Here is a 14,682-nt window from a genome sequence, read left to right as displayed (position 1 = left end):
AATCCGTTCAAACTCTTCGGTTCTCCTATGGTCAACCTGACAGGTATTGATCTCCACGTCAGAGGTGAGCCAATGGATAACTATCACATCAAAAAAACGGAAAAACTTTGGGAGCTCGTCAAAGAGGGCGCGCAACGCGCCTCCAAGACCGCATCTACCAAAGCAGAAATTACCGAGATAGCGAGCGAGTTTCTCCAAGGAAAAACAGCCTCTCTCAAAATTCACAAAGAGGACGGCACGATCCAAGAGGAACGTACATTTCCTCGATCAGCGGATCCAAGGAAAACAAAAGGCTGAACCAATTCTCTGCCCTGGAGGCGGTGCGCATTGCACCGGACTGCTGTGCAAGCAGCCAACCTAGATGTATCCGGTCATTTCAAGTGAGCTCGTTTTAAACACAGGTGCTGATCATGGTAATTGCATGCCTAGGATGGGGATCGTTGATTTGGAAACCGGACACCCTACCGCTTGCGAGCGAATGGTTTATGGACGGCCCGGTGTTGCCCATCGAGTTCGCCCGAGTCAGTGATAACGGAGACCTTACGACAGCCATATGTGCGAACGCCCCAGGGTGCAAAGTGCTTTGGGCGGTACTAGATCTGGACAACCTTGATGACGCGCGCGAGGCCCTAAGAATTCGAGAGGGGGTTCCTCAAGATCGGGAGGATGGCATCGGCAGTTTCGTGGTCGGTGCGACGGCAGAGGGAGTCATTGCTGAATGGGCAATCCACCGCCAATTGGACGCGGTAATTTGGACTGGACTGCCACCAAGGCTTAGAGGCATTGAAGGGCTAGTTCCCGCAGCCGAAGACGCTATTGCCTATCTTGCCGGCTTAAGCGGAGAAACACGTGAGCATGCGCGCGACTACATCGGAAAAGTGCCTTCCCAGATCGATACACCTTACCGGCGCGAGATCCTGGCAAGGCTTGGGTGGCAGTGATTGATATACCCCCACACGAACGTCGCTGCCACAATTGAGCATCGGTAGCGCTGCGCAACTGGCTGCAAATATCTTTAGCAGCCAATGGGGGTGAGTTTTCGCACCATCAGTCGAAGGGGTGTTTAAGGCGTTTTACAAGGTGGCGCAGGTATTGGATTTTGGGCGCTCTGTCAATGTTCGACGCGTTCCGGGGGCGCTCAGAAGCTGCGGGCGAATGCTTTGATCTTTCTTTAGATCTACGGTATGAAGATTGCTCTGTTAAGCCCACCGCAAATTTTGACGACGAAAAAATGACGCTCTTCTTACCGATATCAGCAAGGCTGACACCTAAAGCATTGTCTCTTTCGCTGATAGGTTTCATTCTTCTAGTTTGTTTTTCGTTGACCCTCGCAACCGCTTGGCAGATGGTGAAGTCGTCCGGCGAGCGAGTAGACGCGGCCAAAATAACTGTTTCGAACATTGTCCTTGCCGCAGAACAGCAGGCACGTGACACGATGCTGCAAGCCGACAATACCTTGCGAGATCTCGCTGAGCGTGTAGCGCACGATGGGATTGGCCCCGATCAACAAGAGCGCTTAGCGAAGCTGATGGCCCGACAGGTGAGCGATATTGAAGGCATTCAGGGGCTTTTCATCTTCGATGCACAAGGCAATTGGATGGCCAATTCATTCTCTGAAGGTTTGCAAACTAAAAACAACAGCGACAGAGCGTACTTCATTTATCATCGTGAGCATGATGACCAGTCCATCCACGTAGGCTCCATAGTTGAAAGTCGTACGACTGGCGACATGGTGATTCCAATCAGCCGGCGTATTGAAACAGCTAATGGAGCCTTCGCGGGGGTTGCTTTAGCCACTGTTCCGGTTTCTTATTTTCAAAGCTTTTTCAAGCGTGTGGACGTTGACGACGAAGGAGTAATTTTCCTAGCACTCGATAACGGCGAGCTACTCGCCCGACGCCCGACAGTCGCAGCTTTGATGACGACCAATCTTTCCAAAGGTGAGATCTTTAGCCGGTATCTACCCCAGAGCGATAGCGGTACTGCAATTCTCAAATCCGTTGTCGATGGTGTTGAGCGGATCTATGCCTATCGTCGCTTGGCTGGGCTGCCTATCGTCGCAGCAGCCGGAGTGTCGTACGAGCATGTATTTGCTCCTTGGTGGTCATATGTTTACCAATCGACTGCACTGGTAGGTTCCATCATATTGGCATTGGCATTTCTAGGCAGCTTGCTATATCGGCAGATCCAACAACTGCTTGTTGCAGAGCGCGAGCTCAAAGTAATCCGCAGAGAGCTAGAGGTGATTGCCCATACAGATGGTCTCACTTCTCTTGCCAATAGGAGAAGTTTTGACTTGGCTATGGACAAAGAATGGAAGCGTGCCACGAGAAATCAGACAAGCTTAGCCTTAATTCTTTTGGATATAGATTTATTCAAACAATATAATGACCATTACGGTCATTTGAGCGGCGATGATTGCCTTGTGCACGTAGCGAACCTTATTGCAGCCAACGTCAACAGGCCAGGTGATATCGCTGCTCGCTACGGTGGGGAAGAATTTGTAGTTCTGCTTCCGGACACCGAACTCGCAGGTGCGGTTATGGTTGCAGAAAACATAAGACTTTCCTTGTTGAGCGCAAAAATTCAACATTCAGCGAGCCCATTTGGCATAGTCACAATAAGCTCAGGTGTAATCTCTACTTGCAAAGCAGGGGATGAGAATTACAAGAATTTCCTCCTCAAAGCTGACCGTTTACTTTACGCCGCGAAGTCAAAGGGAAGGAATCGGATAGAAAGCTAGATCGTTTTCATATCCATCAAACCCCATAGCGCTTGTTTCCACCTGAGGTAATGCAGTACCGACCGCCTCTTGGCCCGATACAAACGTTTCCGGAAGAACAAGGACAGGAAGATCCATAACTCGGCGTTTGTCGAGGAGTAGGCTGAGGAGCAGGTCTCGCCTGACGGACTGGTTGCGGCTTGGAGACTGCGTAGCAATTCGCGCCGTCACACAGGCTTTTAGATGATAGCCATTTAGCTGGCTGACTATCCACGCTGATGCGAACCCAACCATTTTTCTTTTCGAAAACTTGAACCCTGTCGCCACGTTTCAACGTCGAGATGACCTTTCCTCCTGGCTGGCTCCGCAGGTTCAATCTATCTGCATTCACGAACTGATCAACTGGTACGCTCTGTACTGGCTGGGTCGTTGGTAACGAAGCAGAAACTAAGGTATTCGGCGTGGCCTGTTGGCTGAGCGGAACGTGAGCGGGATGGTTGTCTTTCTTGGTTATGGCCTAAAAGACTGCGAAGACAATTAGAAGCGGGACAAACCACGACTGAGATTTTTTACGCATATCCATTGCCCTCGTCCAGTTTGCACCAAGTTGCTGGTTGCGTGCCGGTATCTACGTTAATGCAAGCTTAGCCAAGCCTCCACTTTTTGCAGCCTGCCAACCTTGAAGAGCTCCGGCTTTGCTACGTCGAGTAACTCAAGTAGGCGTTGTTTGTCTGATGGGAATGGAACCCACTCATCAATCACGACATTGCAGCGCTCGGAGTCGCTAAGGGCCCATCTGATAATCATGTCAGCTGCGGCTCTGTAATGATCCGCTATGAACAGCCTTTTGCCGTCTTCTGACCAGCCTCGCATCGCAAGCTCGTCGGTTACGTCGATGACTCCAGCGTCTCCAAAGAAATCGGTCGTATCTGGATAATGAATACCTGCCAAGACATTTTCGCTGCGCCCGAATCCCGGTCGAAGTAGGACAGGAAATGCCACCCACCTGTGGTGCTTTCAGCGTGCGGAAAGTTGATCGCAGCCTTGCCAGTGATGTAGTGGGTGTAGGAAACGCGTTTGAGATCAAGGTCAAAAAGCGGCTGGGTCATGTGAGCTTTTTGAGCCGGGCCAGCCCCTGTTTGATATGACCAGCGTTCTCACCAATTGTGTAGAGCGCGCCACGAACATTGTCGCCGAGTTCGGCCTGTCCCTGGGCTTCTACGTGGAGGGTCAATTCCATCAGGGCTGCTTCGAGGGCGAGCTGATTTTGGTACATTCTCTCCAAAATATCGGGTAGTGAATATTCAGTCACGATGCACGTTTCCCTCAGGCTAAAAGAACAGCATAGCAACCGGATAGCTTAAAGAATTGCGTTACCCCTCAAACCACGGCAGGCCGCTGATACGGTTCAGGTAAGTCAAACTCGACGGAAAAGCGGCTGCCCAGGCCGCAGCAACTGGGCCGACAACCAACTCAAAGGTTTCGCCATAGGGCCGCTACGGCAATGCCCGCAGCAATCGCTGGCAAAGGTTTTTTCGAAACCAGCGTTATGATGCCCGTCATCAACAAGGCGAGACGGGCGCCATTGCCACCTGTAACCGCTAAGGGTGTGAGGACAGCTATCAGGATTGAGCCAGACATCGCACTGATGAATTGTTGCACACGGTAGCTTATGGGCACGAAGGACATGACGAAAACGCCTTCCCTGCGTGCTATTAGATTAAACATAGGAAAATAATCGTGAATGGTAAATTGGATGCTAGTGCACGAAACGTTGTGGTTATAGGTACTTCTGCGGGTGGTGTTCAAGCCCTTATGTCGTTCTTTGAACATCTCCCTTCAGATTTGCCAGCTGCATTTCTCGTGGTGCTGCATATTCCCGCTCACGAGCCAAGCGTGCTTCACAGCATCCTCTCAAGGGTGACTAGGATGCGAGTCAAGGCGGCTCAAGACGGTGAGCGTCTGGAGCCGGGCACCGTTTATGTGGCCGTCGCGGATCGTCATCTGGTGGTGACGGTGGAAGGTATACGCTTGACGCGCGGGCCAAAGGAATGCCGAGCTCGGCCTGCTGTGGACGTGTTATTTCGTTCAGCGGCGGTGAGCTATGGCGCCAGAGTAATAGGCATAGTCTTGTCAGGCGCACTTGATGATGGCACCGCTGGGCTTTGGGCGGTGAAAGATCGAGGTGGCTTGAGCTACGTTCAGAGTCCCTCAGAAGCGATGCTCAGCTCTATGCCTGAAAGTGCCATACAACACGTTGAGATCGATTTAGTTGGCTCGGTTGAATCCATCGCACGTGAGTTAGCCAAAGTGGTCGGCACCCTGGCTGGTCAACGCTCTCAGAGCGAAGTAACAACAAGCCATCTAGTCGAAAATACCATTGCCATAAACGGCAACGGTTTAGAAGCCGGCGTCATGGATCTCGGTAAAATTTCTAAGTTCACCTGCCCGGATTGTCACGGAGTCTTGGTACAGATTCATGAAGGATCAATCGTGAGGTTTCGCTGCCACACCGGTCACGCGTTTTCCATCAAGTCGCTGATTTGTGAGGTCAACGCCGCTATCGATACCGGACTTTGGGACACTTTGCGAGCAGTGGAGGAGCGGATTATGTTATTACGCCAGATGGCCGAGCTGGCGAAAGCAGCAGGTACGCCCAATGAGGCTTCTGAGCTCTACAAGCAAGCTGATGCTGCAGAACGGCGCCTTGAGTCATTGCGTAGTCTAGTGCTTGATCCGACTTTATTCGGGCATGATGACGCTAACGGCAGCTAACCGAACCAAGACCCTCAGCGTATCTCGCCGAGTTTGCCGCGATAGCTAGCTGATCACCACAAACTCGGCGGTAATCATGCAAGCGCAGCGCGCAGGCGTGAGGATGGAAGCCCGGAGGCCGAGACGCTTGCGTTACGCCAAGGCTTGGTTCAAGACAGCCGTTCCCTAGTAGGGGCACGCAACGATACGTTAAATCAGACTCACAACTCCTTCAGCATCCGCTCTAGTGTCTGATGCTCCCATGTGCTGAGCAGTGCTATGGGATCTGTGCCAAAGCGGTCTCCAGAGTCAAACGACCACCGCCGCCCATCTGGACTTACGCATTCTTCGCAGTAGTCAAGCTCATCGCAATCGTTGTAAATCGATACATCCCAACCGTCTACATTGATCAGGAAGTGGCCGGCGTAAATCTCGTCCCACGATTCATGACCAACCTTACTCATGACGCTACGACCGAAAATCGCCTCCCTCAGTACCTGGGACACCTCTCTTGCGGAGAGCTCAGCCGCAGTGTTTTCGCTAACGCTACCTACCTGGGATGAACCCGCTGCCGCTCTGGCCTCTTTCAGCCTTCGCTCAGCGTACATAGCCGGATCATCACCTGGCAGCGGATAGCCTGCGGCTGAGAGAGCTTCGGCGCGCTCTTCAATAAGCAGGCGCTCAGGATCACGGGCGACTTGATAGGCTCTGCCCGGCACGCGCCAGGTGGCATCCATTCGTGACTCCTCGGCGGCTGACCGGCTTACTCTCCACCCGGCTTGGTCGGGATCTTTCGAAAGCAGGCACCCACCACAATTGGGCACTTGGTTCGCGATCTCATACTCACGCCAGTCCACCATAGCTTCGCCATCAATGCCCAGAGGTTTGCGCTCAATCAGCCAAGCTACAGCGTTGATAACCTGACCATGAGTAAACGCTACGATGTCTTGGGCGGGATGTTCAGCAAGACGCTTCAGGAAAGACTGAGCTCTAGCTATGAAATCTAGAAATGACTCAGCGCCGTCACCATCCGTGAAACCAGGATCTGCTTTGGCCCAATATGCGTCCACCCAACCTCGTCTCTGGGCAACGGTCGTATCGATACACCGTGCGGGCTCAAGATAGGTAAATTCGTGGATGGGCCAAGTTTCAAATGGGATATGCGGGAAAGCCGCTGCGGTCGCCATAGCGGTCGAATGGGCTCGAGTAAAAGGCGAGGCAACGATAAGAGCCGGTGCATGGTTAAACGACAGTGCCACCAAGTGCGCTTGCTCAACTCCTTTCGGAGTGAGAGGAATGGTCGCGTGATCTAAAGTGGCTTGGCCTGCGTTCGCAGCGCTCTCTCCGTGGCGGATTAGCCTGACATGCTTCATTAACCATCTACTCGCACAGGTTAGGCCGTCATTTCTCTGAGATCCCCAAGATTACTGGTACTCAACCTTCAATCAAGAAGTCTCGATAGCAACCCCTCTATCTGGGTGCCTGCATGCTTGAATTTCAGCTCTTCGAGCTTAGCTGCCCTTCGTTCCCCGGTGAGCAGGCTGAGTCCGTGAAGCGCGTTAAGTAACTTCTGAGACTCATTAATTTCCGAACCCAAGGTCAGCCAGATAGTGCTCACTCGACGAGCCAACTCGTCGGCCTCATGGCTCAAGCTTTGCGCCTCAATAAGCCTATTAGCATGGATGGTTGCTTTCAGATTACCTGCCGTATGCTCAAGCTCTTCCAGTAACTCGGTAACGACGTCCGCTTGGTCAAGTGACACTGCACGCCCTTCGACGTAAATTGTGTCGTCCTGAACGCAATAGATAGCGAGTGGCCCTTCCCCCCCTCCCGTGCAATCGAGTGCCAGAACGTTTCCTAATCGAACCGGCTCTGGAATCCAGGTGTGCCCTGTGCATACACGCCATGCCCCTTTTACACCTTCTCGATGGTGCTTTTTGATCCGCTCGCGCCCCCATAGCGCAATCTCTTCGACAGCAGGGATCGAGATGTCTCGAGCGAACTCGATCCATGACATCCCGGCAGGGACATCAGCGTGAGCAACGCCAACCAAACCGCGAGGGGACTCAATTTCTATGACTGTGGGAAGGCTCTCAAGCTTTCCAATTATCATCTCTTTCGATTCGTCGGCTATGGTCGACCACCAGCCTGCACCATGAGCTACGTAACGAGCGCTAGGGTTTTCCCTGTAAGCATTGATAAGCATCTGCTCATGGTTACCTTGAACAGTGAAGAACCACGGCTCACCAAGAAGCTTCAGACCGTCGAGGACTCCAGGCCCGCGATCTATGAGGTCACCCACCCCGATGACTCGGTCGGTAGCTTTGTCGAAACCTAGCTTCAACAATCCTTTATGAAGATCAATCGTCTTGAAGTGGATGTCACCGACGACGAAGTCGCGACCGACCTCGTTCCGGGGAAGCCTCTGGACTTTCTGACTCATGCGCGGGGTTCCTTCCTCAGTGGCCAGCTACCAGGTGAGCAAAACCGTATTGTCCACCCAGCAACCCCACCTTCCAACAGAAATATGACCAAGCAGGATGACTAAGCTCCATTGCTTTGGGGCAAGCGGAGCGCGCAGGCCAGTAGGCCGGAGGCGCGAGGATGGAAGCCCAAAGGGCCATGACTTGGCGTCAGCCATGGCATGGTTTACGACAGCCGACCCGATAGGGCGCGCCATAAACCGCGATTTGCTCAGATTGTCTTCAGCAGTCGTTCGAGCGTCTGGGCTTTACGTAAACGGACGGAACCGGCTGATAGCTGCCTGGCGCTAGACTGCTATCGGCCACCTGAATCGCATAGGAATGCGCCCTGCAGATCCAAAAGCAGCTACGTCGGATTGCACTTTTCTCCGGCCTTATTTGCCTTGGAAGCGGCTTTCACTGCCTCGCTAACCAGCTTTCCATTTTGAGGGTTCATTGACTTATCCGGGCCATGCAACTCGTAATAGCCAGCAGGGCCATCCGGCATCAATTCTCTGCTGTAGCTCTTGAACACATTACAGGAAGTGGTTGCGCCGCAGCTCTGAGTAGAAAGTGAAGCGATACAGCTTTCGGCAAGCTGCTTCAGCTTTGTCATCTCCGCTTCCACAGTCTGTGCCTGCGCATCTGCCACAATTAGCAGCAAAGCTACGCCTAAGACTTTTTTCATCAAAACACCTGCTCTCTTCTTTAGTTGAGGGCAGACCTTACCTCTGCGAAATTAGAGCAACCACTCAAAACCGAGTCAGAAACTGCATGAGCGAATGCAGGAGAAACGGTTGGTCGAGTGGGATGGCGGCGCAACCACACAAGCAGTCGGTGTAGCCGCTGAAAATCCATCCTAAAACAGGAGCAGCATGGTGGAACGGCCTTCTTTTTTTATTGATTTTGAAGCCTCTGGAATAGCTCCTGACAGTTACCCTCTCGAGGTAGCCGTCGTGTCGGCTGAGACCTCCTTCAACTCGCTGATCAAGCCGGCCCGTTACTGGACGCACTGGTCGTTCGATGCGCAAGACATGCATTGTCTCACTCAGGATCATTTGTTTAAGGAAGGTGATACCCCTGAAGCTGTAGCGAGAAATATGAATCAGCTGTTTTCAGGGCAGGTGCTTTGCAGCGATTCACCGCAAGACGGGTATTGGCTCGATGTGCTTTTCGAGGCAGCAGATCTGATACCCACCTTCGAGCTGAAGCCACTGGAGGTGTTAGTGGGCCGGGAGGCGGCTAGTGACATTTATCGCCTACTGCCAACAACCAGGCACCATCGAGCTCTGCATGACGCTACTGCTTTGATGGAGGCCTGCCGTGCTTATTTTAAAGCTTGAATTTTCGAAGGGGTGTAGCACCCCAGCCATACGAATGCATCGAACCCATTGAGCTTTTGGATCTAGCTCAGCCTGAGTGTTCAAATGCCGCCTCGTCTGTGTGCGATTAAGCTCTCCACGGCCTTGCTGGCTGATAAACCTTCGTGCTTACGTGCGAGTAAAAAATTCTGGTCAAACACTGCCTGGTTGTTAGATATCAAGTCGTGGCATGTGGCAAAAAAATCTGGAGGCAAGCGCCCATCAACGGCGCGCGAACTTGAAGGCTCAATGACAGACATATCTCCATTGGCCCGTTCTAGAAGAGCTAACCAAAGCCCATGGGGGACAGTCGTTCGATTCTCATGTCGATTACGGTATGACAGTATCCGCAGCAGTTCAGGAACTCGGTTGATAACGACTTCGCAAACGATGCGCAGCGCCTCAAACGGAGCGTCACTCATGCCTATGATAGAGCTGTGATGCAGTTTGGATATAGATTGGTAGGGCTCTTCGATTTTGACCGGATAGTCGTAAGCTAACTGCAGAGCCAGAGCACCGAATCGGTCGGCACCTCGAAATGAGGCGAGGCGTTCGATAGCTTCGAGCTCATGTAGGTTTTTTCGTGTCAAAGCTATTAAGTTGCCCACGATTTCTCCGGTAGTTCGATAGCACTGTCCACTGAGTCGGTCTCTTGCTATCGACCATGCGATCTGAGACTAATCTTGCCGACAATAATCGATTCTATCCACATCCACCCAACGCAGCTAATGCATTTGAATTCTAAGGCAAGCGGAGCGCGCAGGCGTGCAGGATGAGCGCCCAACAGGCTGAGACGCGGCGCAGCCGTGGCTCAGTTCTCGCCAGCCTTCCGCCGCAGGCGGCACGCCATAGCTACTGCCCGATATCAAATCAACAAGGATGCGCTGAAATGAACCCCGATGAACTCCGTCAGCTTGAGGGCGCTAGGCGAAGGACTCTGTGGGCACTTGCCTGCCTCCGTCCTGGTGATCCCAACGCCTGCGAACTCCTTGCCATCCTTGATTGCCTCAGCGAAAGCGCGGTGATGATTGACGACACCCACCAGCTTCAAAAAATGTTGGTAACGACGCGTGCACGGGCGGTCTCTCCTCGATCTACAAGCTGCTTGATGCGTGCATCGCTGCGTAAATGGCCAGCGCTGTTGAAGTTCTGGACTTGGTAAATGCACAAAACGGAAAAATGTGTCTGGTTCCAGATCGCAGTAGGCGTCTATAATCGAAATCCTATAAATGGCGATAAAGTTTTTCGGCGAATATGATAGGAGTAGCATGGATACCTTAAGGAAATACGCTCCGGGAACTGTTGTTTTAGTGTTGGTTGTAGTATTGGTATATTTTGTATATAAAGTGCTGTCTCTGTATTTTGAAAATTTTCAAGGCGGATTTAGCACTCTTAATGCGGATTGGGGTACGTTTGGCGATTATGTAGGCGGGGTGCTGAATCCGGTATTTGGGCTGCTTAGTTTTAGTGGCTTACTTCTTACTATATATCTTCAGGGGAAGGAGCTAAAAGAAGCGAGAACGCAATTTTCTCGCTCGGCGGATGCGCAGGAGAAGTCAGAAAAAGTTTTGCAGCAACAGGCAAATACGTTGATTAGGCAGCAGTTTGAGTCAACTTTCTTTTCGCTGTTGGCGCAGCACAACAAAGCTTTAGAGTCAATATCAACTAAAATTTCGGAAGTTTCCGCGTCGCCAGTTGATCTTGCATATGATCACGTATTTGACTGGGATAAAGAAAGCCTGGCTGAAGCAAAAATCGCGATGGATACGCATAACGAAGATTGCGGGCATTATTTTCGAGCCCTATATCAGTTGCTCAAGTTTCTTTGCGTTTGTATTCCAAACTCTGCCCTAGTGTCAAAATTTGATGTGGTGACACTCGGATCTGCACCGTTGCAAGATAGTGAGAAAATGTATTCTAACATAATTCGATCCTTCTTAAGGTCTGATGTTGTTCAGTTGCTGGCAGTTAACTGTTTTTGTGAGATTGAGACTGATCAGTATTTTAAGTATAAGCTACTCGTTGAGCGTTATTCTTTGTTGGAGCACATGCCGTTCGATGTTCAAGGCAATAAAGATCCTGCATTAATTCAAACAATAGGGTTTTATAGTCGCTCAGCTTTCGGTTCTAGCGACTATCTAAAAAAAGTATTGGCGGAAGGGGTTAAGTGATGAGTGTCGGCGGATCGCTAGATATTTGGAAGTCTTTAGGGTTAACTGATAGTCCATATAATTCACTGCCCATAACCTCTGATGAGTTAGGGGATAAGTTACTTGTTGGGCGAGAGGCCGAGTTAAGGTCGCTATCAATATCGCTATTAAATTTGCATACGCACCCCACACTTGAAGGTGGGAATGGCGTCGGCAAAACCAGCTTGGTATCAGTCGCCGGCTACAGGCTTTTCCAATCGTATTTAGCGGGAGAAAGCAAGTTTGTGCTTCCTCTGCAAAAAAACTTTCAACTGTCCGCACGAGAAAATGTTTCTGCGTTCAGAGTCAAAGTTTTTCTTCAAGTTGTTCAGGCGTTAATAGCTAATAGAGATACTTTACCTGTACAAAAACTTTCCATACCAACAATTCCAGTTTTAGAAGGATGGCGTCGAGCTCTCAGGGCAATCAGCGTATCATCTGAAAATGGTGGTGTGAGTGAGTCGAGCGTAGGTACGGACAGCTCTGAACTGGCTGAGGCAATTGATGAAGTTAAAACGTGGTTAGAAACGCAGTTTAAAGACCCACAGTCTGGTTTTTTTCTATGTGTTATAGATAATCTCGAACTGCTGGAGACGTCCAGTGAAGCAAAAGCGTTATTGGAAGAGATGAGAGATGAAGTATTAAATATTCCTGGCTTGCGATGGGTGCTTTGTGGGGCAAGAGGCATCGTCAGGAGTGTTGCAAGTACGGGGAGGCTTGTAGGCTTCCTTGGCGATCCGGTAGATATATTACCCGTTCGGGATGAGCACATAGGTGCACTAATTGAAGCACGGTTGAATGCTTTTAAAATTGAAGATGTAGTTTCAGCCCCGGTCGAGATTGATGGCTTTTTGATGCTGTATCATATAGGCCATAAAAATTTGCGAATAGCCATGAAATACTGCCAAGATTTCACCTTGTGGGCACTTATGAGGGGAGTCGATTTTTCTAAAACGGAAGAGAAAGTCGCTTTGCTGGAGGAGTGGCTGACTAGCATGGCTAGTAAAATCCTGCAAAATTCTGTTGTAGGAAAACGAGCGTGGGCAGTCTTTGATGCACTTACTAGGAAAGGCGGTTCTTTGAAGCCTAGTGATTTTCCTGAGTTTGGATTTAAGAGCTATCAAGCCATGGTGCCGCACTTGCAGAGCCTCTCCAGTGCAAACTTGATAGAGTCAGTTGTAGATAACGTGGATGCGCGGAAAAAAACAATATCTGTGTTGCCACTTGGCTGGGTGGTTAATTATGAGAGGTTAAAAAATCACGCGGGTGCTCAATGATGATTTTTGTCATCGAGGCCTAACTAAGATTCTATATTCAAAACAATAAATGTTACGCTTTATGGAATACCGCAGACTTGAGAGACAACTACAACATGTGTTGAGGTAGGTGGCCGCTAGGAGCAGGGCATTTGTAGGCACTTCCTAAGACCTAATTTTCATGGAGGAGCTCGTTCGGGGGGGAGGGGTGGCATTAGGCCACTTCGACTTGTAAGCTTGCCACCCCAAAATTTGGAAACGGAATCCACAATGAAACTCAATGCTGCCCTCCTGCTGTTGGCAATCACTGCTCTTTCTGGTTGCGTGCAAACTGCCTATAGCAAAAGCATCTCAGTTACCAAGGATGCGGAAGGTCGAACCGTTCAGACGGTCGAGACTGAAACGATTACACAGCCAGGCCAGGGATACCAAATGAAGCTGGAAAAAATCAAAGGCATTCAGCCATAAACGTCCTCTTCAACAGAACGGAATCTCAAGGTGTTTCTAACCCTTCTGCAACACTACATGCGCGACCTCGATCTCAGGAAAGCAAAGATCCATTTGGCTGGTTTCAACCAAGTGGAGGAGCCAATCGACGAATTCATCGCGGGCACTTTTGATGAATGGCAGTCCTACCAAAACGCCAAAAACTTCAGTCGTGAGTATCTGATTAGCCTGATCCAGATGCCAGGCACAAAGCGTTGGCTTTTCGCCGGTGTGTATGACCAGTTGGCGCCTACGAAGAGGCCCGCAGACACAAAAACCAAGTGGAAATATACCTATCGCCACCTCGCTGGGTTTGAGGAACTCGAGGGGCGGCTAATCCTTGAGTACGCTCGTTCAGGACGTCAGGCTTACGTTTATGCCGACAAGGTTGTGCATGACATGCGGGTGCATTCTCTTCGAGCCAAGCGAATGACCGTGGGCGACTTCCCTGGCTTCAAGGCCGTAGATATCAGTCACAGAACACTCAAGGTCATTGTAAAAGAACAGATCGATTCTTGGCGGTCTGCTTTGAGCAGTGTGGCCGGCGTCTACCTCATCTCAGATCGTGAGCACCACATGCTCTACGTGGGTAGCGCAACGGGAGAGGGAGGCATTTGGGCACGGTGGGAAACCTATGCTCACGGTGGGCATGGGGGGAATGTGCGGCTCAAGGCACTGGAAGCTGAAAAGGGCAGTGTTTTTACCAACGGCTTTTATTTCTCGATCTTGGAGATCGCGGATAAGAACACTGGCGAGAAGCAGATGATGCAGCTCGAGAGCGAATGGAAGAGGCGCCTGCTTACTAGAGATGCTGGGCTGAATGGGAACTAGCTAAACCCGGTGTTTACGCTCCAAGCTCTTGAAGTTGGCGCAGGGCCGTAGGTTAGCAGCGCAACCGGATCTGTTCCGAATCGGTTTTCCAAGATCAAATCGTAAGTGCCTGCCGTCCGGACTGTTGCATTTTTCGCGGTAATTGAGCTCAACACAATCGTTGTAGAGATTGATAGGTATGGCAAGCGGAGCGCGCGACGTTTTGGATGTAATCCTGGAGGGACAAGACGCCGGGTTGCCAAGGCTCGGTTCACGACAGCCATTCCCCGCAGGGGCACGCACAAAAAACGCGCTAGTCGGACGCGGCGGAAAACGACCAGGTTGAGTGGAGAAATCCGATGGGTATGACGGACGATGACGACACAGTGTACTGCGACATTCACATGCCCCTAGGGCGGGGCCGTCAGCTGCCGTAGATGTTGAGCATACTCACGAAGTCAAATGCCCATCCGACTCTGGACATGATCCGGAGCGAAGGCCGGATTGCTCAGAAAAATGTCGTGAAAATTACCATGAGGGGCTTTTTTCAAACATGCTCACTCACGCGAGCAGGGCACGTGAAGTGGTATGTATGACAAGACTTGGCCTCAAGATTGCGGTAGATCGGCCGAAAGCATGCTA

At 51.0% G+C, this 14,682-nt stretch carries 15 protein-coding genes and 2 pseudogenes; 8 read left to right on the top strand and 9 right to left on the bottom strand.

Features of this window, described 5'->3' with window-relative positions:
- Positions 1–72: 72 nt before the first annotated feature.
- Both J3P84_RS20535 and J3P84_RS20530 read left to right on the top strand, forming a co-directional pair.
- Positions 73–297 carry a DUF2188 domain-containing protein gene (locus tag J3P84_RS20535; protein ID WP_041478933.1) on the top strand — a complete coding sequence of 75 codons (225 nt, stop codon included), beginning with the start codon at positions 73–75 and terminating at the stop codon, positions 295–297.
- A 934-nt stretch (positions 298–1,231) separates the two neighbouring features.
- On the top strand, positions 1,232–2,743 hold the full coding sequence (locus tag J3P84_RS20530) for a sensor domain-containing diguanylate cyclase (RefSeq protein ID WP_434581268.1): 1,512 nt from the start codon (positions 1,232–1,234) through the stop codon (positions 2,741–2,743).
- A 16-nt stretch (positions 2,744–2,759) separates the two neighbouring features.
- Here J3P84_RS20530 and J3P84_RS20525 read toward each other — a convergent pair whose 3' ends face one another.
- From J3P84_RS20525 to J3P84_RS20510, 4 genes and pseudogenes are all read right to left on the bottom strand, one after another.
- The gene (locus tag J3P84_RS20525) at positions 2,760–3,113 is read right to left on the bottom strand and encodes an SH3 domain-containing protein (protein WP_434625513.1); all 354 of its coding nucleotides are present in this window, start codon (positions 3,111–3,113) and stop codon (positions 2,760–2,762) included.
- A gap of 242 nt (positions 3,114–3,355) precedes the next feature.
- A pseudogene (locus J3P84_RS20520) lies at positions 3,356–3,831 on the bottom strand (hypothetical protein).
- Positions 3,828–4,037 carry a hypothetical protein gene (locus J3P84_RS20515; protein ID WP_434631448.1) on the bottom strand — a complete coding sequence of 70 codons (210 nt, stop codon included), beginning with the start codon at positions 4,035–4,037 and terminating at the stop codon, positions 3,828–3,830. Before J3P84_RS20515 ends, J3P84_RS20520 begins: the two are co-directional and overlap by 4 nt.
- A 158-nt stretch (positions 4,038–4,195) precedes the next feature.
- Positions 4,196–4,450, bottom strand: coding sequence for an AzlD domain-containing protein (locus J3P84_RS20510; protein WP_434625511.1), 255 nt, complete (start codon positions 4,448–4,450; stop codon positions 4,196–4,198).
- 12 nt (positions 4,451–4,462) lie between these two features.
- Between J3P84_RS20510 and J3P84_RS20505 the strand changes: the two genes are divergently transcribed.
- Positions 4,463–5,497 (top strand): chemotaxis protein CheB, encoded by a 1,035-nt coding sequence (locus J3P84_RS20505; RefSeq protein WP_434577988.1) that lies wholly within the window; start codon positions 4,463–4,465, stop codon positions 5,495–5,497.
- Between the two features lie 200 nt (positions 5,498–5,697).
- Here J3P84_RS20505 and J3P84_RS20500 read toward each other — a convergent pair whose 3' ends face one another.
- The 4 genes and pseudogenes from J3P84_RS20500 to J3P84_RS20485 all read right to left on the bottom strand — a co-directional run bounded on the left by J3P84_RS20500 (position 5,698) and on the right by J3P84_RS20485 (position 8,626).
- On the bottom strand, positions 5,698–5,940 hold the full coding sequence (locus J3P84_RS20500; RefSeq protein WP_434581263.1) for a DUF7693 family protein: 243 nt from the start codon (positions 5,938–5,940) through the stop codon (positions 5,698–5,700).
- 300 nt (positions 5,941–6,240) lie between these two features.
- Positions 6,241–6,849 (bottom strand): annotated as a pseudogene (locus J3P84_RS20495) (histidine phosphatase family protein); the annotation flags it as partial.
- A gap of 68 nt (positions 6,850–6,917) precedes the next feature.
- Positions 6,918–7,919 (bottom strand): metallophosphoesterase, encoded by a 1,002-nt coding sequence (locus J3P84_RS20490; protein ID WP_434577987.1) that lies wholly within the window; start codon positions 7,917–7,919, stop codon positions 6,918–6,920.
- A gap of 386 nt (positions 7,920–8,305) precedes the next feature.
- Complete coding sequence (locus J3P84_RS20485; protein WP_032900654.1) at positions 8,306–8,626, bottom strand: hypothetical protein; 321 nt, start codon at positions 8,624–8,626, stop codon at positions 8,306–8,308.
- Between the two features lie 187 nt (positions 8,627–8,813).
- Here J3P84_RS20485 and J3P84_RS20480 point away from each other — a divergent pair, with 187 nt between their 5' ends.
- Positions 8,814–9,281 (top strand): hypothetical protein, encoded by a 468-nt coding sequence (locus J3P84_RS20480; protein ID WP_434625509.1) that lies wholly within the window; start codon positions 8,814–8,816, stop codon positions 9,279–9,281.
- Positions 9,282–9,361: 80 nt separating this feature from the next.
- Here the strand turns inward: J3P84_RS20480 and J3P84_RS20475 are convergent, their stop codons facing one another.
- Positions 9,362–9,907: a hypothetical protein gene (locus tag J3P84_RS20475; RefSeq protein ID WP_434625507.1), complete on the bottom strand. Its 546-nt coding sequence runs from the start codon at positions 9,905–9,907 to the stop codon at positions 9,362–9,364.
- Between the two features lie 660 nt (positions 9,908–10,567).
- Between J3P84_RS20475 and J3P84_RS20470 the strand changes: the two genes are divergently transcribed.
- The 4 genes from J3P84_RS20470 to J3P84_RS20455 all read left to right on the top strand — a co-directional run bounded on the left by J3P84_RS20470 (position 10,568) and on the right by J3P84_RS20455 (position 14,061).
- Positions 10,568–11,470: a putative phage abortive infection protein gene (locus tag J3P84_RS20470; RefSeq protein ID WP_434625505.1), complete on the top strand. Its 903-nt coding sequence runs from the start codon at positions 10,568–10,570 to the stop codon at positions 11,468–11,470.
- Positions 11,470–12,765, top strand: coding sequence for a hypothetical protein (locus J3P84_RS20465; RefSeq protein ID WP_434625503.1), 1,296 nt, complete (start codon positions 11,470–11,472; stop codon positions 12,763–12,765). Before J3P84_RS20470 ends, J3P84_RS20465 begins: the two co-directional genes overlap by 1 nt.
- 249 nt (positions 12,766–13,014) lie before the next feature.
- Positions 13,015–13,212 (top strand): hypothetical protein, encoded by a 198-nt coding sequence (locus J3P84_RS20460; RefSeq protein ID WP_434625501.1) that lies wholly within the window; start codon positions 13,015–13,017, stop codon positions 13,210–13,212.
- 57 nt (positions 13,213–13,269) lie between these two features.
- Entirely contained in the window at positions 13,270–14,061 is a 792-nt protein-coding gene (locus J3P84_RS20455; RefSeq protein ID WP_434625499.1) for a GIY-YIG nuclease family protein, read from the top strand.
- The last annotated feature ends 621 nt before the right edge of the window (positions 14,062–14,682 follow it).

Origin of the sequence: Pseudomonas sp. Z1-29, from assembly GCF_051131995.1 — a bacterium.
Taxonomy (GTDB): Bacteria; Pseudomonadota; Gammaproteobacteria; order Pseudomonadales; family Pseudomonadaceae; genus Aquipseudomonas.
The sequence above is the reverse complement of the archived record's forward strand: the minus strand, read 5'-3'. Positions and strand labels throughout refer to the sequence as shown.

What these genes read in the sequence shown, in the direction of transcription:
- J3P84_RS20535 (WP_041478933.1), top strand. Translation starts at nt 73, where the DNA reads ATGGATAACTATCACATCAAAAAAACGGAAAAACTTTGGGAGCTCGTC.
- J3P84_RS20530 (WP_434581268.1), top strand. Translation starts at nt 1,232, where the DNA reads ATGACGCTCTTCTTACCGATATCAGCAAGGCTGACACCTAAAGCATTG.
- J3P84_RS20510 (WP_434625511.1), bottom strand. Translation starts at nt 4,450, where the DNA reads ATGTTTAATCTAATAGCACGCAGGGAAGGCGTTTTCGTCATGTCCTTC.
- J3P84_RS20500 (WP_434581263.1), bottom strand. Translation starts at nt 5,940, where the DNA reads ATGAGTAAGGTTGGTCATGAATCGTGGGACGAGATTTACGCCGGCCAC.
- J3P84_RS20490 (WP_434577987.1), bottom strand. Translation starts at nt 7,919, where the DNA reads ATGAGTCAGAAAGTCCAGAGGCTTCCCCGGAACGAGGTCGGTCGCGAC.
- J3P84_RS20485 (WP_032900654.1), bottom strand. Translation starts at nt 8,626, where the DNA reads ATGAAAAAAGTCTTAGGCGTAGCTTTGCTGCTAATTGTGGCAGATGCG.
- J3P84_RS20480 (WP_434625509.1), top strand. Translation starts at nt 8,814, where the DNA reads ATGGTGGAACGGCCTTCTTTTTTTATTGATTTTGAAGCCTCTGGAATA.
- J3P84_RS20470 (WP_434625505.1), top strand. Translation starts at nt 10,568, where the DNA reads ATGGATACCTTAAGGAAATACGCTCCGGGAACTGTTGTTTTAGTGTTG.
- J3P84_RS20465 (WP_434625503.1), top strand. Translation starts at nt 11,470, where the DNA reads ATGAGTGTCGGCGGATCGCTAGATATTTGGAAGTCTTTAGGGTTAACT.
- J3P84_RS20460 (WP_434625501.1), top strand. Translation starts at nt 13,015, where the DNA reads ATGAAACTCAATGCTGCCCTCCTGCTGTTGGCAATCACTGCTCTTTCT.
- J3P84_RS20455 (WP_434625499.1), top strand. Translation starts at nt 13,270, where the DNA reads ATGCGCGACCTCGATCTCAGGAAAGCAAAGATCCATTTGGCTGGTTTC.